Here is a 20266-nt window from a genome sequence, read left to right as displayed (position 1 = left end):
CTGCCGGCGGAGCCCTACCGTCCGGACATGACCCACCCCCCGTACCCCGGCCGTCCCCGCGTCACCGAACTGCGTCTGGCCGCCTTCGCCGCCCACCGCCGCACCTCGCTCCCGCTCGGGCCGCTCACCCTCCTCGCCGGCCCCAGCGGCTGCGGCAAGACCAGTGCGCTGCGGGCGTACGAGGCTCTCGCCCGGCTCGGGGGCGGCGCCGCGCTCGGCGAGGCGTTCCCGGACCCCGTCGCCTGTGTGCCGGAGCGGGCCCGGCCCGACGCGCAGCGCCGACGCGGCTTCCGCATCGGCTGTACGGCGGACGGGCCCGCGGGGCCGGTCCGGCTCGACGTCGCCGTGCAGGCCGAGCCCGAACTGCGCATCGTGGGCGAGCGGTTGACGGCCGACGGACTGGTCCTGCTTCAGACCGCCCTGCGCGATCCCGGGAAGCGCGCCGTGCAGGCCGCCTGGCACACGGCCGGGCCCACGCCGGTGACCCGGGGGCCCCTGCCCGACGACCTCCTCGGCACCGCCCTGCTGCCGCTGCGCGTCGCGGGCAAGACACCCGGGCAGCGCAGGGTGCTGGCCGCGGCCGAGCAGATGGTCGTCGCCCTGCGCTCCGCCTTCGCCTGCGACCCCGAACCCGCCCGGATGCGCGCCCCCGTCCCCGCCGGCTCCGGCCGGCTGCTCGGCGACTGCGGCAACCTCGCCGACGTCCTGTGGCGCACCCGCGCCGAGTGCGGGCGGCGGCACGCGCTCTTCGTGGCGGCGGTGCGGGCGGGCTGCGCGGGGCCGGTGGCGGACGTGCTCGCGGAGCGGGTGGCCCACGCCCTCGCCGGACCGGGCGCGGGCGCGCCCACCCGGCCGCCCGCGGACGCGCACGCCCGCCCGGCCGGAGGCAGGCCTGCCCGGTCTGCCGGGGACAAGACCGCCCGGCCGGACGGCCTCGCGGCCGTCCGCGCGGCGCTCGACCGAGGCGACGGCGTCCGCACGGACCTGGGGCGGCTCGGCGACGGCGAACTCCGTTATATCGCCCTCGCGTTGATCCTGCTCACCGGCCCGGGCGTCCTGGAGGTGGACCCGGCCGGCGAGGTACCCGCCGCCCTGCAGACGCTCACCGTCCTCGCCGACGGCTTCGACCGGGGTCTGGACGCACGACAGCGCGGGGAACTGCTGGGGCTCGCGGCCCGGATGTGCGAGCGGGGGCACATCCGGTTCGCCGGCGCGGTCAGCGACGCCTCGTGGGCCGCCGGGGCCGAGGGAGTCACGGTGGTACACCTGAACCGTGACTGATCCACTGGACGCACCGCGGCCCGGCCCTGGCGACGAACCCCTGGACGTGGCGACGCTGCAACGCCGGCTGGCCGAGTTCGCGGCCGCGCGGAACTGGCAGCCGTACCACACCCCCAAGAACCTGGTCGCGGCCCTCAGCGTCGAGGCGTCCGAACTGGTCGAGATCTTCCAGTGGTTGACGCCCGAGGAGTCGGCCCGGGTCATGGCCGCCCCGGAGACCGCGCACCGCGTCACCGACGAGGTCGCCGATGTGCTCGCGTATCTGCTCCAGCTGTGCGAGGTGCTCGGTATCGACCCGCTCGCCGCGCTGGCGGCGAAGATCGAACGGAACGAGCGGAGGTTTCCGGTCTAGTGCCGCGACAGGCACCGTCCGACCACAGGGGAGGCGCAACGTCCGTTTGTACGCTCAGTAATCAGAATCCGGCCCGAATCCGAATTGTTGTCCGAAGATTTCCGTCTTCCTCTGGCTTTTTGTCTCACATCCCTTCACTCTGGGTAGTGAACAAGGGAGTTCGGGCAGACGGACGCGCGTGAGCGCGTCGGGACAAGACGGGGGCAGCGCATGGACGCGGTGCGGCTCATCGTGACGAGCAGGCGGTCCCTGGCGGCGGGCGGCGGTGCACGGGAGACCCTGGCGGAGGTGTGGCAGGCGCAGGCCCTCGCGCAGGCGATCGGCAGCCGCCTCGCGGTCGCCGGACCACCCGAACTGCGCGGCGAGGCGCTGGGGTTGACGGAGTTGGCGGGCCGGGGCTGCGGTGTCCTCGACCCGCCCGAACTGGCCCCGGGTGAGCTGCGGGCGGGCCAGCTCACCGAGCTGGGCGACGCCCGCCACACCCTGATGTACCTCGGTGGCCTCCTCGGTGAGGTCGGCATCGCCCTCGTCGGCCTCGCCTGCGCCGCGGACGACGAGGGGGCGTACTGGCAGTGCATGGAGGCCATCGACGCGGCGGACGAGTCCCGCGACCGCGTCCTGGAAATGCTCCGCAGACTCGCGGACCGGGAGCAGGCGTTACCGGAGAGGGAGGCCGGATAGGGGCGGGCGGAAGCCGCCCTAACCCGTCTGCCCCTCCTGGACGACCCCCCGACCCGGATCCCCCGACGCCTGCAGGTCCGCGTCCAGCGCCGACAGATCCGCGTTCAACGCCGCCATCAGCTCCTCCATCTGCTGCAACAGCCCTTTCGGCTGCCCGGTCCCGCCCTGCTGCGGCACGGTCTCTTCGGACATGACGGCCTCCTCGGCCCCCGGCCCCCGGGGAGGCCGACGCGGGTGACGCCCCGGCGGTCAGCGGCCGGTGCGGAAGCCGGGGGCTCCGGCTCCGCCCGAGCCAACGATCACCGCCGGGGCCGGTCACTGGCCGGGTCAGGCGTGAACCGCGGTATGGACGTAATTTCACCCGACCGGGGACCGGCCGGGACCGGGACCGACCGCGTGATCACCCACCCGGGCGTGCAGGATGGAAGCATGGATCTTCGCATCTTCACCGAGCCCCAGCAGGGGGCCACCTACGACACTCTGCTCAGCGTCGCCAAGGCCACCGAGGACCTCGGCTTCGACGCCTTCTTCCGTTCCGACCACTACCTCCGCATGGGCACCGTGGACGGCCTGCCCGGCCCCACCGACGCCTGGATCACCCTGGCCGGACTCGCCCGCGAGACCAAGCGCATCCGGCTCGGCACCCTGATGACCGCCGGCACCTTCCGGCTGCCCGGCGTGCTCGCCATCCAGGTCGCGCAGGTCGACCAGATGTCCGGCGGCCGGGTCGAACTCGGCCTCGGGGCGGGCTGGTTCGAGGAGGAGCACAAGGCGTACGGCATCCCGTTCCCCAAGGAGAAGTTCGCCCGCCTCGAGGAGCAGCTGGAGATCGTCACCGGCCTGTGGGCGACGGACCCCGGCAAGACCTTCGACTTCCACGGCACGTATTACGACCTCACGGACTCTCCCGCGCTGCCCAAGCCCGCGCAGCGGAAGATCCCCGTGCTCGTCGGCGGCCACGGCCCGGCCCGTACCCCGCGGCTGGCCGCCAGGTACGCCGACGAGTTCAACATGCCGTTCGCCTCCGTCGAGGACAGCGAGCGCCAGTTCGGCCGGGTGCGCGCCGCCGCCGAGGAGGCCGGCCGCGGCGGCGACGACCTGACGTACTCCAACGCCCTCGTCGTCTGCGTCGGCCGGGACGAGGCGGAGGTCGCCCGCCGGGCCGCCGCGATCGGCCGCGAGGTCGACGAGCTGAAGCTCAACGGCCTGGCCGGATCCCCGGCCGAGGTCGTCGACAAGATCGGCCGCTACGCCGGGATCGGCTGCCGCCGCATCTACCTCCAGGTCCTCGACCTGGACGACCTCGATCACCTGGAGCTGATCTCCTCGCAGGTGCAGTCGCAGCTGTCGTGACCGGGGCCGCCCACCCGCCGCCTCCCCGCGTTCACCGGCCTCGATAAACGAAGGCGCAGGTGGGCACGGGTGTGCGAAGCTGTGGGCGTCGTCCTGCCGAGCCCCCAGGATCACCACTCCTGGGGGCTTTCGCGCGCACGGCACCGCAGTCATCCACCCAGCCGGAGAGGCCCTCCGCATGTTCCTGACGATCAGTACCACCGGCACTCCAGAGCGCCCCGCGACCGACCTCGGCCACCTGCTGCACAAGCATCCCGACAAGGCGCAGGCGTTCTCCACCTCCTACGGCACGGCCCACGTCCTCTACCCCGAGGCGGAAGCCCAGCGCTGCACGGCGGCGCTGCTGCTGGAGGTGGACGCGGTGGCCCTGGTCCGGCGCGGCAAGGGCAAGGGCCGCGGCGGCGCCCCGGACGCGGCACTCGCGCAGTACGTCAACGACCGCCCCTACGCGGCCTCCTCCCTGCTCGCCGTGGCGCTGAGCAACGTCTTCTCCAGCGCGATGAAGGGCGTCTGCAACGCCCGGCCCGACCTCCCCGGCGAGGCCAGGCCGCTGCGTGTCGAGGTGCCCGCGCTGCCCGCCCGCGGCGGCCCGGACCTCGTACGCAAGCTCTTCGAGCCGCTCGGCTGGACGGTCACCGCCGAGCCCGTGCCGCTGGACACCGAGTTCCCCGAGTGGGGCGACTCGCGGTACGTGCGCCTCGTACTGGAGTCGGCCGCGCTCACCCTCGCCGAGGCCCTGCGCCACCTCTACGTCCTGCTCCCGGTCCTCGACGACGCCAAGCACTACTGGGTCGCCCCCGACGAGGTCGACAAGCTGCTGCGCGCCGGTGAGGGCTGGCTGCCCGGCCATCCGGAGCAGAAGCTGATCACCAGCCGCTACCTCTCGCGCCGCTGGTCGCTGACCCGTGCGGCGACCGAGCGGCTGGAGCTCGTGCGGCTCGCCGAGACCGACGACAGCCAGGTGGAGGAGATCGACAACGCGGTCGAGGCGGAGACCGAGACCGAGGAGAAACCGGCCCCGCTGGCCGTGCGGCGCCGCGAGGCGATCGTCACGGCCCTGCGGCAGTCCGGGGCCGCCCGGGTGCTCGACCTCGGCTGCGGCCAGGGCCAGTTGGTGCAGGCACTGGTCAAGGACCCGGTGTTCACCGAGATAGTCGGCGTCGACGTGTCGATGCGGGCGCTCACCATCGCCTCCCGGCGGCTCAAGCTGGACCGCATGGGCGAGCGGCAGGCCGCGCGCGTGAAGCTCTTCCAGGGCTCGCTCGCGTACACCGACGCCCGGCTCAAGGGCTACGACGCCGCCGTGCTCAGCGAGGTGATCGAGCACCTCGACCTGCCCCGGCTGCCCGCGCTGGAGTACGCCGTGTTCGGCTCGGCGCGACCGCGCACGGTCCTCGTGACGACCCCCAACGTCGAGTACAACGTCCGCTGGGAATCCCTCCCGGCCGGCCATGTCCGGCACGGCGACCACCGCTTCGAGTGGACCCGCGCCGAGTTCCGCGCCTGGGCGGAGGCGGTGGCCGAACGGCACGGCTACGGCGTCGAGTTCGTCCCTGTGGGCCCCGACGACCCGGAGGTGGGGCCGCCCACCCAGATGGCCGTGTTCACGATGACCACCCCGAAGGAGGCGAAGGCGGCATGACCGACGTACGCAAGGGGCGCACGCTGCCCGTCACCGACCTGTCCCTGGTGGTGCTCGTCGGCGCCTCCGGTTCGGGCAAGTCCACCTTCGCGCGCAGGCACTTCAAGCCCACCGAGATCATCTCCTCCGACTTCTGCCGCGGCCTGGTCTCGGACGACGAGAACGACCAGGGCGCGACCAAGGACGCCTTCGACGTCCTGCACTACATCGCCGGCAAGCGCCTCGCGGCCGGCCGCCGCACGGTCGTGGACGCGACCAGCGTGCAGTCCGACGCGCGCCGCCAGCTGATCGACCTGGCCCGGCAGTACGACGTGCTGCCGATCGCCATCGTGCTCGACGTGCCCGAGGAGGTGTGCGCCGAGCGCAACGCGGGCCGCACCGACCGCGCGGACATGCCCCGCCGGGTCATCCAGCGCCACACCCGTGAACTCCGCCGTTCTCTCAGGCACCTGGAGCGCGAGGGCTTCCGCAAGGTGCACGTCCTGCGCGGCGTGGAGGAGGCCGAGCACGCCACGGTCGTCACCGAGAAACGCTTCAACGACCTGACCCACCTCACCGGCCCGTTCGACATCATCGGCGACATCCACGGCTGCGCCGCCGAACTGGAGGCGCTGCTCGGCAAGCTGGGCTACACCGACGGGGTCCACCCGGAGGGCCGTACGGCCGTCTTCGTGGGCGACCTGGTCGACCGCGGCCCCGACAGCCCGGGCGTGCTGCGCCGCGTGATGGCGATGGTGAAGTCCGGCAACGCGCTGTGCGTGCCCGGCAACCACGAGAACAAGTACGGCCGTTACCTGCGCGGCCGCAAGGTCCAGCACACCCACGGCCTCGCCGAGACCATCGAGCAGATGACGGGCGAGAGCGAGGAGTTCCTCGCCGAGGTACGGGAGTTCCTCGACGGCCTCGTCAGCCACTACGTCCTCGACGGCGGCCGGCTGGTCGTCTGCCACGCCGGTCTGCCCGAGAAGTACCACGGCCGCACCTCCGGCCGGGTCCGCAGCCACGCCCTCTACGGCGACACGACCGGGGAGACCGACGAGTTCGGCCTGCCGGTGCGCTACCCGTGGGCGGAGGACTACCGCGGCCGGGCCGCGGTCGTCTACGGCCACACCCCGGTCCCCGAGGCCACCTGGCTCAACAACACCATCTGCCTGGACACCGGCGCCGTCTTCGGCGGCAAGCTCACCGCGCTGCGCTGGCCGGAGCGCGAGCTGGTCGAGGTACCGGCCGAGCGGGTCTGGTACGAGCCCATGAAGCCGCTGCGCACGGAGGCGCCCGGCGGGCACGACGGCCGTCCGCTGGACCTGGCCGACGTGCGGGGCCGCCGGGTCGTGGAGACCCGGCACCAGGGCCGCGTGTCGATCCGTGAGGAGAACGCGGCGGCGGCCCTGGAGGTCATGAGCCGCTTCGCGGTGGACCCGCGGCTGCTGCCGTACCTCCCGCCGACCATGGCCCCGACGGCCACGAGTCACGTCGACGGCTACCTGGAGCACCCGGCCGAGGCCTTCGCCCAGTACGAGCGGGACGGCGTCGCCCGGGTCGTGTGCGAGGAGAAGCACATGGGTTCGCGGGCGGTGGCCCTGGTGTGCCGGGACGCCGAGGCGGCCCGGGGGCGCTTCGGCGTGGACGGACCCACCGGTTCCCTCTACACTCGCACCGGCCGCCCGTTCCTCGACGACGAGGCCCTCACCGAGGAGATCCTCGACCGGGTGCGCACGGCGGTCGGCGAGGCCGGCCTCTGGGACGAGCTCGCGACGGACTGGCTGCTGCTCGACGCCGAGCTGATGCCCTGGTCGCTGAAGGCGTCCGGGCTGCTGCGGTCGCAGTACGCCGCCGTGGGGGCCGCGTCCGGCGCGGTGCTCCCGGAGGCACTGGCCGCGCTGCGGGGCGCGGCGGCGCGGGGCGTGGACGTGTCCGGGCTGCTGGCCCGCACCGGCGAACGGTCCGCCGACGCGGCCGCGTTCACCGAGGCGTACCGCCGCTACTGCTGGACCACGGACGGCCTGGACGGCGTCCGCCTGGCACCGTTCCAGATCCTCGCGGTCCAGGGCCGCAGCCTCGCCGGTCTGCCGCACGACGAGCAGCTCGCCCTGCTCGACCGGCTGATCGAGCACGACGGCAGCGGACTGCTCCAGACCACCCGGCGGCTCTACGTCGACACCGCCGACCCGGAGTCGGTGCGGGCCGGCGTCGACTGGTGGCTGGAGATGACCGGGCGCGGCGGCGAGGGCATGGTCGTCAAGCCGGTCGGCGCGGTGGTCCGCGACCGTGAGGGCCGCCTGGTGCAGCCCGGCATCAAGTGCCGGGGCCGCGAGTACCTGCGGATCATCTACGGCCCCGAGTACACCCGCCCGGAGAACCTGGCCCGCCTGCGCTCGCGCTTCCTCAACCACAAGCGGTCCCTCGCGATCCGCGAGTACGCCCTGGGCCTGGAGTCCCTGGACCGCCTGGCCGAGGGCGAGCCGCTGTGGCGGGTGCACGAGGCGGTGTTCGGGGTGCTGGCGCTGGAGTCGGAGCCGGTGGACCCGCGCTTGTAGCGAGAGGGTCCGGCCGAGTGCCCTGCCCGGGGCGCTCGGCCCGCCCGTTGTCGTCAGACAGACGTGAACAAGACCGTGCGGAAACACGCGAGGAACGCGTCAACCTGCGCTCCGGTGGTCAGGATGGAGGCATGGCATACCACGTCCACTCCGAGGCCGGGCGGCTGCGCCGCGTCATCCTGCACCGGCCCGATCTCGAGCTCAAAAGGCTCACCCCCAGCAACAAGACCTCGCTGCTCTTCGACGACGTGCTGTGGGTGCGCAGGGCCCGCGCCGAGCACGACGGGTTCGCCGATGTGCTGCGCGACCGGGGCGTCACCGTCCACCTCTTCGGTGACCTCCTGGCCGAGACGCTCGAAATCCCGGCGGCCAGATCCCTCGTCCTGGACCGGGTCTTCGACGAGAAGGAGTACGGCCCGCTGGCCACGGACCATCTGAGAGCCGCCTTCGAGAACCTGCCCGCGCGGCAACTGGCCGAGGACCTGGTCGGCGGCATGACCAAACGCGAGTTCCTGGACGAGCACCCCGAGCCGACCTCCGTGCGCTTCCACGCCATGGAACTGGACGACTTCCTGCTGGACCCCCTGCCCAACCACCTCTTCACCCGCGACACCTCCGCCTGGATCTACGACGGCGTGTCCATCAACGCCATGCGCTGGCCCGCCCGGCAGCGCGAGACCGTGCACTTCGAGGCGATCTACCGGCACCACCCGCTCTTCCGGGACGAGACGTTCCACGTGTGGTCCGAGGGGCAGGCCGACTACCCGTCGACCATCGAGGGCGGGGACGTGCTGGTCATCGGCAACGGGGCCGTGCTCATCGGCATGAGCGAGCGCACCACCCCGCAGGCCGTCGAGATGCTCGCGCACAAGCTGTTCGCCGCCGGGTCCGCCGAGACCATCGTGGCCCTCGACATGCCCAAGCGGCGTGCCTTCATGCACCTCGACACCGTGATGACGATGGTCGACGGCGACACCTTCACCCAGTACGCGGGCCTCGGCATGCTCCGGTCGTACACCATCGAGCCGGGCGTCGGCGAGAAGGAGCTGAAAGTCACCTGCCATCCGCCGGAGCACATGCACCGCGCGATCGCCGCCGCGCTCGGCCTGAACGAGATCCGCGTGCTCACCGCGACCCAGGACGTGCACGCGGCCGAGCGCGAGCAGTGGGACGACGGCTGCAACGTCCTCGCCGTCGAACCCGGAGTCGTCGTCGCCTACGAACGGAACGCCACCACCAACACCCACCTGCGCAAACAGGGCATCGAGGTGATAGAGATCCCGGGCAGCGAGCTGGGGCGCGGCAGGGGCGGGCCGCGGTGCATGAGCTGCCCCGTGGAACGGGAGCCGGTGTAGCCACCCCCTGGACACCGCTCCGTATAGACATGCTGAGCTTCGTATAGTATTCCAGGAGTCTGTGTCCCCGTATCCCTGGAGCGCCCCCATGGCGACTGTCCCGACCGCCCTCGCCGGCCGCCACTTCCTCAAGGAGCTGGACCTCACCGAGGAGGAGTTCCGCGGTCTGGTCGAGCTGGCCGCGGACCTGAAGGCCGCCAAGAAGGCCGGGGACGAGGTGCAGTACCTGCGGGGCCGCAACATCGCGCTGATCTTCGAGAAGACCTCCACCCGCACCCGCTGCGCGTTCGAGGTCGCGGCCGCCGACCAGGGCGCCTCGACCACGTACCTCGACCCCTCCGGCTCGCAGATCGGCCACAAGGAGTCGGTCAAGGACACCGCGCGGGTGCTGGGCCGGATGTACGACGCGATCGAGTACCGGGGTGACAGTCAGCGGAAGGTGGAGGAGCTGGCCGCGTACGCCGGGGTGCCGGTCTACAACGGGCTCACCGACGACTGGCACCCCACCCAGATGCTCGCCGACGTGCTCACCATGACCGAGCACTGCGCCAAGCCGCTGACGGAGACCGCCTTCGCCTACCTGGGCGACGCCCGCTTCAACATGGGCAACTCCTACCTGGTCACCGGCGCCCTGCTCGGCATGGACGTCCGCCTCGTCGCGCCGAAGGAGTTCTGGCCGGCCGAGGAGGTCGTCGACCGGGCCCGCGCGCTCGCCGCGGCCAGCGGCGCCCGCGTCACGCTCACCGAGACCCTGGACGAGGGCGTCCGCGGCGCCGACTTCGTCGCCACGGACGTCTGGGTCTCCATGGGCGAGCCGAAGGAGGTCTGGGCCGAGCGCATCACCGCCCTCGCCCCGTACGCCGTGACCATGGACGTCCTGCGCGCCACCGGCAACCCGGACGTGAAGTTCCTGCACTGCCTGCCCGCCTTCCACGACCTCGGCACCAGGGTCGGCCGGGAGATCCACGCGGCCCACGGCCTGGAGTACCTGGAGGTCTCCGACGAGGTCTTCGAGTCGGCCCACTCGGTCGTCTTCGACGAGGCGGAGAACCGGATGCACACCATCAAGGCGGTCATGGTGGCAACCCTCGCCTGAACAGGCCTCAGGGGTCTTTTCACTCTGCCCGCCCGGGCCGCGCGGCCTGGCACCGCATCCGCTCTACGGGCGCCGGAACTCCCGGCTCGCCCGCATCACGCCGACGGGCGCCGCTGAGCCGGTACCGCGGACAGCCTGAACCACACCGCCTTGCCGGACTCGGTCGGCCGGTGCCCGCACGAGGAGCTCAGGGTGCGGATCAGCAGCAGTCCGCGCCCGTGCTCCTGCCAGGGGTCGGGCGGCCCGCCGGCCGGACAGGTGAGATCGCCGGGCGGCGCCGGGTCGGTGTCGTGCACCTCGACCCGGCACCCCGAGGGCATCAGCTCCACGACCAGCTCTATCGGTGTCCCGCCGGAGGTGTGCTCCACGGCGTTGGCCACGAGTTCCGCCGTGAGCAGCTCGGCGGTGTCGGAGTCCGCCCCGTGCTCCAGCTCGGCCAGCGCCGTACGGACCAGGGCACGGGCCACGGGCACCGCGGCCGCGGTGTGCGGCAGCGCGACGCGCCAGGAGGCGGGGGCTGAGGGGAGTTCGTACAAGGCGGGTCCGTTCATGGAGCAGGACATCCTGCTTTCAACCTGATGAATGGTACGGCGCCGCTTCCCGATGGCGTCCGAGGGGCACCGTCGGGGGCGCCTTCGCCCCCTTGCCGGACGGCTTACCCAGGTGAACGCGGTGCCGCGCACCGCTGCTCCCGCCGTTACGCCGGTGTGGACGATCCGTGACGGATGTAACCGGCCCAGATCACACCCGGGCCCCACGCGAGAGTCCTACCCGCACGGCCTGTAGCGCACTCATGACGACAGTCACGAATAGGTGATAGCTTCGTGGGGTAGAGCTCAGTGAGGCAGTGCCCGCCCGAGGAGGCCGCACGTCATGAGTCCCTTCACCGGCTCCGCCGCCCGCACCCCGAGCTGGGAGCATCTGCGCGTCGCCCTCACCGACGGCGTCGCCACCGTCACGCTCGCCCGCCCCGAGAAGCTCAACGCGCTCACCTTCGGCGCCTACGCCGACCTGCGCGACCTGCTCGCGGAGCTCTCCCGGGAGCGGTCCGTACGGGCCCTGGTGCTGGCCGGCGAGGGTCGCGGCTTCTGCTCCGGCGGCGACGTCGACGAGATCATCGGCGCCACCCTGTCCATGGACACCGCCCAGCTCCTGGACTTCAACCGGATGACGGGCCAGGTGGTCCGCGCGGTCCGGGAGTGCCCCTTCCCGGTGATCGCGTCGCTGCACGGCGTGGCGGCGGGCGCCGGAGCGGTCCTGGCCCTGGCCGCGGACTTCCGCATCGCCGACCCCACCGCCCGCTTCGCCTTCCTCTTCACCCGCGTCGGCCTCTCCGGTGGCGACATGGGCGCGGCCTACCTCCTGCCCCGGGTCGTCGGCCTGGGCCACGCGACCCGCCTGCTGATGCTGGGCGACCCGGTCCGCGCCCGGGAGGCCGAGCGCATCGGCCTGATCAGCGAACTGACGGAGGAGGGCCGCGCCGACGAGGCGGCACAGCGACTGGCCCACCGCCTGGCCGAGGGCCCGGCCCTGGCGTACGCCCAGACGAAGGCCCTCCTCACGTCGGAGCTGGACATGCCGCTCGCGGCATCGATCGAGCTGGACGCCTCGACCCAGGCCCTCCTGATGACAGGAGAGGACTACGCGGAGTTCCACGCGGCGTTCACGGAGAAGCGCCCTCCCAAATGGAGCGGACGTTGAGTGCGGTGCGTTCAGGGGCGCGGGGAGCGGCGCGACCAGCCACACACGGTCCGCAGCCACACACCGGGCCGGACCACCCGCTACGCGTCGCGGTCATCGGCGGCGGCCCCGGCGGTCTCTACGCCGCCGCCCTCCTCAAGCGCCTCGACCCCACCCGGGACGTCACCGTCTGGGAACGCAACCCCCCGGACAGCACGTTCGGCTTCGGCGTGGTCCTCTCCGACGAGACCCTCGGCGGCATAGAGCACGCCGACCCGGTGGTCTACGAGGCCCTCCAGCGGCACTTCGTCCGCTGGGACGACATCGACATCGTCCACCGCGACACCCGCCACACCTCCGGAGGCCACGGCTTCGCCGCGCTCGGCCGCCAGCGACTCCTCGACATCCTCCACAACCGCTGCCGCGACCTCGGCGTCGACCTCCGCTTCCGCACCGAGGCCCCGAAGGACCTCTCACGGACCCACGACCTGGTCATCGCGGCGGACGGCATCCACAGCACCACACGCGAGACGTACGCGGACGTCTTCCGCCCCCGGCTCACCGCCCACCGCTGCCGCTACATCTGGCTGGCCGTCGGCTTCCCCTTCGACTCCTTCCGCTTCGAGATCGCCGAAACCGAACACGGCGTGATGCAACTCCACGGCTACCCCTATTCCCGCCCGTCGCGCGGCCACCACCCCTCGACGAGGCCCTCCGGGCCGCAGGATCAATGCGGCGCATCCACCGTGATCATCGAGATGCGCGAAGAGGTCTGGCGCGCGGCCGGCTTCGACGAGCTCGGCGAAACCGAGTCGATCGAACGCTGCGCCAAGATCTTCGCGGAGGCACTCCGCGGCCGCCCCCTGACGTCGAACAACTCCGCGTGGACGACCTTCCGCACGGTCGTCAACGACCACTGGTCGCACGGCAACGTCGTCCTCCTCGGCGACGCCGCCCACACGGCCCACTTCTCCATCGGCTCCGGCACCAAGCTCGCCGTCGAGGACGCCCTCGCCCTGGCCGCCTGCCTGGACGAACAGGACTCGCTGCCCGAGGCCCTGGCCGCGTACGAGGCGGAGCGGCGTCCCGTCGTCGCCTCCACGCAGCGCGCCGCCCGGGCCAGCCTGGAGTGGTTCGAGAACCTCCCCCTGTACCTGGACCAGCCGCCCCGCCAGTTCGCCTTCAACCTGCTCACCCGTAGCCGCCGCGTCACCCACGACAACCTGCGGCTGCGCGACGCCCGCTTCACGGAGACGGTGGAGCACGAGTTCGGCTGCCCGCCCGGCACGCCCCCGATGTTCACCCCGTTCCGGCTGCGCGGCCTGACCCTGCGCAACCGGGTCGTCGTCTCGCCCATGGACATGTACTCGGCGGCCGACGGCGTCCCCGGCGACTTCCATCTCGTCCATCTGGGCGCGCGGGCGATGGGCGGGGCCGGGCTGGTGATGACCGAGATGGTGTGCGTCAGCGAGCAGGGCCGGATCACGCCCGGCTGCGCAGGCCTCTACACCGGCCGGCAGGCCGAGGCCTGGAAGCGGATCACGGACTTCGTGCACGACCGGGCACCCGGCACCGCGATCGGCGTGCAGCTCGGCCACAGCGGCCGCAAGGGTTCCACGAAACCGATGTGGGAGGGCATGGACGAGCCGCTGGAGGAGGGCAACTGGCCGCTCGTGGCAGCCTCAGCGCTGCCGTACAAGCCGTTCGGCCAGACCCCGCGGGAGCTGTCGCGCGCCCAGCTCACCGACCTTCGAGAGCAGTTCGCGGCCGCCGCCTGCCGTGCCGCCCGCGCCGGCTTCGACCTGCTCGAACTGCACTGCGCCCACGGCTATCTGCTGTCCGGCTTCCTCTCCCCGCTGACCAACCACCGCACCGACGCCTACGGCGGCTCGCTGGAGAAGCGGCTGCGCTTCCCGCTGGAGGTGTTCGACGCCGTACGGAACGTGTGGCCCGGGGAGCGGCCCATGACGGTCCGGATCTCCGCCACCGACTGGGCCGAGGGCGGGACGACCGCCGAGGAGGCCGTCGAGATCGCCCGGGCCTTCGCCGCGCACGGCGCCGACGCCATCGACGTGTCGACGGGGCAGGTCGTGGCGGACGAGCGGCCCGAGTTCGGACGGTCGTACCAGACGCCGTTCGCGGACCGGATCCGTCACGCCATCGGCATCCCGGTGATCGCCGTCGGCGCGATCTCCTCCTGGGACGACGTCAACTCCCTGATTCTGGCGGGCCGCACCGACCTGTGCGCCCTGGCCCGCCCCCACCTCTACGATCCGCACTGGACCCTGCACGCGGCGGCCGAACAGGGCTACACGGGACCGGGCGCGACCTGGCCGGCCCCTTACCGAGCGGGCAGCCGCCGCCCCCAGACCGGCCGCACGGACGCGCCGAAGCCGCGGCTGAGCCTGTGAGGCAGCTGAGCCTGTGAGGCGGGGGACCGGCTCCTAGCTCTGGCGTGCGGCCGGGAAGTCGGTTTCCTTCGCCGTGATGATCCGGGCGCCCATGTTGCGCTCCATCATCTCCAGGGCCGCGGAGGCAAGATGGGGGTGGATGGAGGCGACGGCGTCCTTGGGCACCGTGACCTCCAGGTGCCGGATGTGCGCGTCGAGGGCGGAGTAGAGGACGCACTGTTCGGTGACCTGGCCGGTCAGCACCACATGTCCGACGCCCAGGCTCCACAGGAGGTAGGCCAGCGGCGTCTCGTAGAACACGGAGTGGCGGGCCTTCAGCACGAAGAGCGACGCGTCGTCGGGCCGGACCGGCTCGACCAGGTGGGCGTGCGGCCGGGACAGCGCGGTGTCGACGAGCTCTCCGTGCTGCGAGCGCCACAGCCCGAAGTTGTCGTTCACGTAGATCACCGGCACGTCCGCCTCGCGGGCCCGGCCGATCAGCTCCGCGATGACCGGCACGGTCTCTTCGACGGACGGCACGAGCAGCTCGGCGTCCTCGTGGTCGTATGTGTTGATCATGTCGATCACGATCAGAGCCGACCGCGTCGGGTCCGACTGCCGTTCCATGGTCTGTGCCGCCCGTCGGATGCGCTCACGCATGCGGTCGCGGCGGGATCTCGGGCGAGGTGGGTCGGAGCATCGCGTCTCCCGAGTGAAGCGTGTGGTGCGGGTGCCGGGAACGCGCTGACGAGTACCCGGAGGCCCGATGGACCTAACACCCGATGGACCTAACACCCGATGGACCTGACAGCCGATGGGGCTGACCAGGGCGGCGAGCCTCGGCTCCCGCCGCGGCATCACGGCATCACGAACTGCGCGCCCGCGTCCCGCAGCCGCTCGTGCAGCCCCCGGAACACCGCCGACGAGCGCACCCCCGGCCAGTCCCCGGGGAGGAGCGCGGAGGGCAGGCCCGGGTCGGTGTAGGGGAGGTGGCGCCAGGAGTCCAGGGCGAGGAGGTAGTCGCGGTACGCGTCCTCGGGCGGGGTGTCCTCGCGCTTCTCCCAGTCGTGCAGCACGCGCGCGTGGCGGTCGAGGAAGGCCTCGTGCTCCTTGGCGATGGCGGCCAGGTCCCACCAGCGGGCGACGGCCTCCGCGGTCGGGGCGAAGCCGAGGTGATCGCCGCGGAAGAAGTCGACGTACGCGTCGAGCCGCAGCCGCTGGAGGGTGTGCCGGGTCTCCTCGTAGAGCCGCGCGGGCGCGATCCACACGCCCGGCGCCGCCGTGCCGAAACCGAGACCGGCCAGCCGTGAGCGCAGCACGTGCCGCTTCTGCCGCTCCGACTCGGGCACGGAGAACACCGCGAGTACCCAGCCCTCGTCCTCGGGCGGCACGGTGGCGTAGACGCGCCGGTCGCCGTCGTCGAGCAACTGGCGGGCGTCCGGGGACAGTTCGTACCCGGCTGCGCCCTGCGCGGTGCGGACGGGCACGAGCAGTCCGCGTCTCTTGAGCCGCGACACCGAGGACCGTACGGACGGCGCGTCCACGCCGACCGCGGCCAGGAGCCGGATCAGCTCGGCGACGGGCACGGGGCCCGGCACGAAGCGCCCGTACGCGCCGTAGAGCGTGACGATGAGAGACCGTGGTGCATGCTGGTCGGACACGTTGATCATCTTAGGTCGTACGGATCACTTCCGGCCGCCCCGGGTGCGCAGTCTGAACCGCTGGAGCTTGCCGGTGGCCGTGCGCGGCAGCGCGTCCAGGAAGACGATTTCGCGCGGGCACTTGTACGGTGCCAGTTCGGTCCTGGCGAAGGCGCGCAGCGCCTCGGCGTCCCGTTGGGCGCCCTCCTTCAGGACGGCGAAGGCCACGACGACCTGGCCGCGCGTCTCGTCGGGCCGGCCCACGACGGCCGCCTCCACCACGTCCGGGTGCCGCAGCAGCGCGTCCTCGACCTCGGGGCCCGCGATGTTGTACCCGGCCGAGATGATCATGTCGTCGGCGCGGGCGACGTACCGGAAGTACCCGTCGGGTTCGCGGACGTAGGTGTCGCCGGTGACGTTCCAGCCGCCGTGCACGTACTCGCGCTGGCGCGGGTCGGCGAGGTAGCGGCAGCCGACCGGTCCGCGCACGGCGAGCAGTCCCGGCTGCCCGTCGGGCACGGGCTCACCGTGCTCGTCCTGCACGCGCGCCTGCCAGCCCGGCACGGGGGTCCCGGTCGTCCCGGGCCGGATCCGCTCGTCGGCCGCGGAGATGAAGATGTGCAGCAGCTCGGTGGCGCCGATGCCGTTGATGACGCGCAGGCCGGTGCGCTCGTGCCAGGCCTGCCAGGTGGCCGCGGGCAGGTTCTCACCGGCCGAGACGCAGCGGCGCAGGGACGAGACGTCGTGGCCGTCGAGCTCGTCGAGCATCGCGCGGTACGCCGTCGGGGCCGTGAACAGCACCGAGACCCGGTGCCGGGCGATGGCCGGCAGCAGCTGCCTGGGGCCGGCCTGCTCCAGCAGGAGCGCGCTCGCCCCGGCCCGCAGCGGGAAGACCACCAGCCCGCCGAGCCCGAAGGTGAAGCCGAGCGGGGGACTGCCGGTGAAGACGTCGTCCGGCCGGGGCCGCAGGACGTGCCGGGAGAAGGTGTCGGCGATCGCCAGGACGTCCCGGTGGAAGTGCATACAGCCCTTGGGGCGGCCGGTGGTGCCGGAGGTGAAGGCGATCAGCGCCACGTCGTCGGCCGCTGTCCCGACGGCCTCGTACGGGGTGCCGGGCGCCGGGCGGTTGAGGAGGTCGTCCGGGGCGTCACCGCCGTAGGTCGTGATCCGCAGGTCCGGGACCTCGGCCTTGGTGAGGTCGTCGACGGCCCGGATGTCGCACAGCGCGTGCCGTACCCGGGCGATCTCGCACAGGGTGCTGAGCTCGTGCGGGCGGTGCTGGGCGAGCACGGTGACCGCGACGGCCCCCGCCTTCAGCACGGCCAGCCAGCAGGCGGCGAGCCAGGGGGTGGTGGGGCCGCGCAGCAGCACACGGTTGCCGGGGACGACGCCGAGTGCGCCGGTGAGCAGGTGGGCGATGCGGTCGACCCGGGCGCGCAGGGCGGCGTACGTCCACGGCTCGCCCGTCGGGGTGAGGAACGCCGGGCGGTCGCCGGGCGGGCCGGTCAGCAGCTCGGCGGCGCAGTTGAGCCGTTCGGGGTAACGCAGCTCCGGACGGTCGAAGCGGAGCTCGGGCCACTGGTCCGGGGGTGGCAGATGGTCGCGCGCGAAGGTGTCGACGTGGGCCGTGCGCCGTGCGTGCATACGGTTCGCCCCCTTGGCGTGGTGGGCTCGCCCCAGGAGCGTATCGTGTTGGTGACGACAGTCAACGGTGCGCGATAGTCTCGGAGTGGCCCGGCCGGAAGCAGGGCGGCGGAGAAGGGACTGGCGATGACCGCATTCTCGCTCGAACCGGCACAGCTCGCCTGGTGTGCCGAGCTGCGCGCCCTGGCCGCGGAGCGGCTGCGCCCCCTGGCCGAGAAGGGCGAGCCCGGCCGTGTGAACCGGGCCCTGGTCGCAGAACTCGGCCGACTGGGGCTGCTGGGGCGCCTGTTCACCTCCGGTGCACTCGACCTGTGCCTGATGCGCGAGTCCCTGGCCCACGGCTGCACGGAGGCCGAAACGGCCCTCGCCCTCCAGGGCCTGGGCGCCCACCCCCTGCACGCGCACGGCTCGCAGGCGCAACGGGCCCGCTGGCTGCCCCGGGTGGCCGACGGCACCGCGATCGCGGCCTTCGCCCTGAGCGAGCCGGGGGCCGGGTCGGACGCGGCGGCGCTGGATTTGACCGCCACCCCCGACGGCCCCGGCCGCTGGCGGCTCACCGGCGAGAAGTGCTGGATCTCCAACGCCCCCGAGGCCGACTTCCACACCGTCTTCGCCCGGACCACCCCGGGCGCCGGGGCGCGGGGCGTCACGGCGTTCCTCGTGCCCGCCGACCGGCCGGGCCTGTCCGGCCGTGGCCTGGACATGCTCTCCCCGCACCCCATCGGCGCGCTCGACTTCGACGCCGTACCCGTGACGGCCGAGGACGTACTGGGCGAGACCGACCGCGGCTTCCGGGTCGCCATGGGCACGCTCAACCTGTTCCGGCCCAGCGTCGGCGCCTTCGCGGTCGGCATGGCACAGGCGGCCCTCGACGCGACCCTCGCCCACACCGCCGGACGCGAGGCCTTCGGCGGCAGGCTCCGCGACCTCCAGGCCGTCTCCCACCAGGTCGCCGAGATGGCCCTGCGCACGGAGGCGGCCCGGCTGATGGTCTACGCGGCGGCGACGGCGTACGACGAGAGCGCCCCGGACGTGCCCCGGCGCTCCGCCATGGCGAAACTGCTCGCCACCGAGACCGCCCAGTACGTCGTCGACACGGCCGTCCAACTGCACGGCGCCCGGGCGCTGCAACGCGGCCATCTGCTCGAACACCTCTACCGCGAGGTGCGCGCGCCCCGCATCTACGAGGGCGCCAGCGAGGTGCAACGCGGCATCATCGCCAAGGAGTTGTACGCCCACCAGGAGGCCCGGTGACCACCGAGCGCGTCAATCCGCCCGGCCTGTCCCCGCCGGCCGGCTTCTCCCACGCCGTCGTCGCCTCCGGCTCCCGGGTGGTGTTCCTGGCGGGACAGACCGCGCTGGACACCGACGGCAAGGTGGTGGGGCGGACCCTGCCGGAACAGTTCGAGCAGGCCCTCACCAACCTGCTGTCCGCCCTCGCGGCGGCCGGCGGCACCCCGCCGGACCTCGCCCGCGTCACCGTCTACGCCACGGACGTCGAGGCGTACCGCGCGCACGCGCGTGAACTGGGCCGCCTGTGGCGCGAACTGGCCGGCCGCGACTACCCGGCCATGGCGGTCGTCGAGGTCGTCCGGCTGTGGGACGAGGAGGCACTGGTGGAACTGGACGGCTTCGCGGTACTGCCGTAGCGCGCCCTCGGTGCGGGCCGCGACGGCCGACCGCGCCGCCGTCACCCGGCGGGGTCCCAACGCGCGCCTGCCCGGCAGCAGTTCGCCGGCGCCCTCGGCGGTAACGGTCGGCCTTCCGGGGCGGCGGCAACCGTACGCGGGGCGGGGCGTGCGCGGACCTCTAGGCTGCTGATCATGACGCGGAGCCCTGTTGAACTGGTGATCTTCGACTGTGACGGTGTGCTGGTGGACAGCGAGAAGATATGCGTCAGAGTCGACGCGATGATCATGGCTGACCTGGGGTGCGCGTTCACCGAAGCCGAGATCATCGAGCGGTTCGTGGGCTCGTCCACCGAGGTCTACACCGCGGCCGTGGAGGAACGGCTCGGTCGGCGCTTGGAAAAGGGCTGGCTACGGAAGTACGAGCATCTGTATGAGGCGGCGTTCGAGGCCGAACTGACCCCTGTCGACGGCGTCGTAGAGGTTCTGAGCCGCCTCGCGACGGCCGTCTGCGTCGCGTCGAACGGTGATCACGCGGGCATCCGGAGAAGCCTGGAGATCACCGGTCTGACGGACCACTTCGCGAACCGCGTCTTCAGCGCGGCTGACGTCCGTCGAGGCAAACCCGCGCCCGACCTCTTCCTGCACGCGGCACGCTCCATGGGGGTGCAGCCCGGGCGGTGTGCGGTGGTCGAGGACAGCGCGTACGGGGTGCGTGCGGCTCGGGCCGCCGGCATGCGGGCTTTCGGCTACTGCGGCGGCCTCACGCCGGCCTCGCGGATGGAGGGGCCGGGCACCGTCGTGTTCGACGACATGCGCACCCTGCCCGAACTGCTGGCGACCGCTCCCCGCTGACTTCGCCCAGCTCGCCCAGAGGTGCTGAAACGACATGCCGTTGCCGAGACCGTGGTCAGGTCTCAGCATTCCGGACGTTTCTGCCCGGACGGTCCGTCACATCACCAAAGCGTGAGGGCTTCGACTTGAGTA

The 20266-nt window shown here is 72.5% G+C and carries 18 protein-coding genes; 13 read left to right on the top strand and 5 right to left on the bottom strand.

Annotated features, from left to right (window positions below; all coding sequences use genetic code 11):
• Nucleotides 1-27 precede the first annotated feature (27 nt).
• The 3 genes from ACZ5TL_RS32840 (at nt 28) to ACZ5TL_RS32830 (ending at nt 2314) form a co-directional block, all read left to right on the top strand.
• A complete protein-coding gene (locus tag ACZ5TL_RS32840) occupies nt 28-1281 on the top strand; it encodes an AAA family ATPase (protein WP_468594423.1) in 1254 nt (417 codons plus the stop codon).
• A complete protein-coding gene (locus ACZ5TL_RS32835) occupies nt 1274-1633 on the top strand; it encodes a nucleotide pyrophosphohydrolase (RefSeq protein WP_468594421.1) in 360 nt (119 codons plus the stop codon). The genes ACZ5TL_RS32840 and ACZ5TL_RS32835 overlap by 8 nt, the downstream gene beginning before the upstream one ends.
• Before the next feature lie 210 nt (nt 1634-1843).
• Nucleotides 1844-2314, top strand: coding sequence for a DUF6099 family protein (locus ACZ5TL_RS32830; protein ID WP_468594420.1), 471 nt, complete (start codon nt 1844-1846; stop codon nt 2312-2314).
• An 18-nt stretch (nt 2315-2332) separates the two neighbouring features.
• On the opposite strand, the gene ACZ5TL_RS32825 is transcribed toward ACZ5TL_RS32830, so the two are convergent.
• Nucleotides 2333-2506, bottom strand: a complete 174-nt coding sequence (locus ACZ5TL_RS32825; protein ID WP_468594419.1) for a hypothetical protein — start codon at nt 2504-2506, stop codon at nt 2333-2335.
• Nucleotides 2507-2743: 237 nt separating this feature from the next.
• On the opposite strand from ACZ5TL_RS32825, the gene ACZ5TL_RS32820 reads away from it, so the two are divergent.
• The 5 genes from ACZ5TL_RS32820 (at nt 2744) to argF (ending at nt 10297) form a co-directional block, all read left to right on the top strand.
• Entirely contained in the window at nt 2744-3667 is a 924-nt protein-coding gene (locus ACZ5TL_RS32820; RefSeq protein ID WP_468594418.1) for an LLM class F420-dependent oxidoreductase, read from the top strand.
• A 178-nt stretch (nt 3668-3845) separates the two neighbouring features.
• Nucleotides 3846-5309: a 3' terminal RNA ribose 2'-O-methyltransferase Hen1 gene (locus tag ACZ5TL_RS32815; RefSeq protein WP_468594417.1), complete on the top strand. Its 1464-nt coding sequence runs from the start codon at nt 3846-3848 to the stop codon at nt 5307-5309.
• A complete protein-coding gene (locus tag ACZ5TL_RS32810) occupies nt 5306-7846 on the top strand; it encodes a polynucleotide kinase-phosphatase (protein ID WP_468594416.1) in 2541 nt (846 codons plus the stop codon). The genes ACZ5TL_RS32815 and ACZ5TL_RS32810 overlap by 4 nt, the downstream gene beginning before the upstream one ends.
• A 131-nt stretch (nt 7847-7977) precedes the next feature.
• On the top strand, nt 7978-9201 hold the full coding sequence (locus tag ACZ5TL_RS32805) for an arginine deiminase (RefSeq protein ID WP_468594414.1): 1224 nt from the start codon (nt 7978-7980) through the stop codon (nt 9199-9201).
• An 88-nt stretch (nt 9202-9289) separates the two neighbouring features.
• Complete coding sequence (argF, locus tag ACZ5TL_RS32800; RefSeq protein WP_468594412.1) at nt 9290-10297, top strand: ornithine carbamoyltransferase; 1008 nt, start codon at nt 9290-9292, stop codon at nt 10295-10297.
• A 95-nt stretch (nt 10298-10392) separates the two neighbouring features.
• Here the strand turns inward: argF and ACZ5TL_RS32795 are convergent, their stop codons facing one another.
• Complete coding sequence (locus ACZ5TL_RS32795; protein WP_468594410.1) at nt 10393-10860, bottom strand: ATP-binding protein; 468 nt, start codon at nt 10858-10860, stop codon at nt 10393-10395.
• A gap of 310 nt (nt 10861-11170) precedes the next feature.
• Between ACZ5TL_RS32795 and ACZ5TL_RS32790 the strand changes: the two genes are divergently transcribed.
• Complete coding sequence (locus tag ACZ5TL_RS32790; RefSeq protein WP_468594408.1) at nt 11171-11998, top strand: enoyl-CoA hydratase family protein; 828 nt, start codon at nt 11171-11173, stop codon at nt 11996-11998.
• Nucleotides 11983-14388: a bifunctional salicylyl-CoA 5-hydroxylase/oxidoreductase gene (locus tag ACZ5TL_RS32785; RefSeq protein ID WP_468594406.1), complete on the top strand. Its 2406-nt coding sequence runs from the start codon at nt 11983-11985 to the stop codon at nt 14386-14388. Before ACZ5TL_RS32790 ends, ACZ5TL_RS32785 begins: the two co-directional genes overlap by 16 nt.
• A gap of 33 nt (nt 14389-14421) precedes the next feature.
• Here ACZ5TL_RS32785 and ACZ5TL_RS32780 read toward each other — a convergent pair whose 3' ends face one another.
• The 3 genes from ACZ5TL_RS32780 to ACZ5TL_RS32770 all read right to left on the bottom strand — a co-directional run bounded on the left by ACZ5TL_RS32780 (nt 14422) and on the right by ACZ5TL_RS32770 (nt 17651).
• Nucleotides 14422-14994, bottom strand: a complete 573-nt coding sequence (locus tag ACZ5TL_RS32780) for a cysteine hydrolase family protein (RefSeq protein ID WP_468594538.1) — start codon at nt 14992-14994, stop codon at nt 14422-14424.
• A gap of 230 nt (nt 14995-15224) precedes the next feature.
• A complete protein-coding gene (locus tag ACZ5TL_RS32775; protein WP_468594405.1) occupies nt 15225-16037 on the bottom strand; it encodes a PaaX family transcriptional regulator in 813 nt (270 codons plus the stop codon).
• A gap of 15 nt (nt 16038-16052) precedes the next feature.
• The gene (locus ACZ5TL_RS32770; protein ID WP_468594403.1) at nt 16053-17651 is read right to left on the bottom strand and encodes an AMP-binding protein; all 1599 of its coding nucleotides are present in this window, start codon (nt 17649-17651) and stop codon (nt 16053-16055) included.
• Between the two features lie 126 nt (nt 17652-17777).
• Between ACZ5TL_RS32770 and ACZ5TL_RS32765 the strand changes: the two genes are divergently transcribed.
• The 3 genes from ACZ5TL_RS32765 to ACZ5TL_RS32755 all read left to right on the top strand — a co-directional run bounded on the left by ACZ5TL_RS32765 (nt 17778) and on the right by ACZ5TL_RS32755 (nt 20134).
• Entirely contained in the window at nt 17778-18905 is a 1128-nt protein-coding gene (locus tag ACZ5TL_RS32765) for an acyl-CoA dehydrogenase family protein (protein WP_468594402.1), read from the top strand.
• Entirely contained in the window at nt 18902-19300 is a 399-nt protein-coding gene (locus ACZ5TL_RS32760; RefSeq protein WP_468594401.1) for a RidA family protein, read from the top strand. The genes ACZ5TL_RS32765 and ACZ5TL_RS32760 overlap by 4 nt, the downstream gene beginning before the upstream one ends.
• Before the next feature lie 174 nt (nt 19301-19474).
• On the top strand, nt 19475-20134 hold the full coding sequence (locus tag ACZ5TL_RS32755; RefSeq protein WP_468594399.1) for an HAD family hydrolase: 660 nt from the start codon (nt 19475-19477) through the stop codon (nt 20132-20134).
• Nucleotides 20135-20266 lie beyond the last annotated feature (132 nt).

Source organism: Streptomyces sp. NPDC033136 (assembly GCF_055578235.1).
The sequence above is the reverse complement of the archived record's forward strand: the minus strand, read 5'-3'. Positions and strand labels throughout refer to the sequence as shown.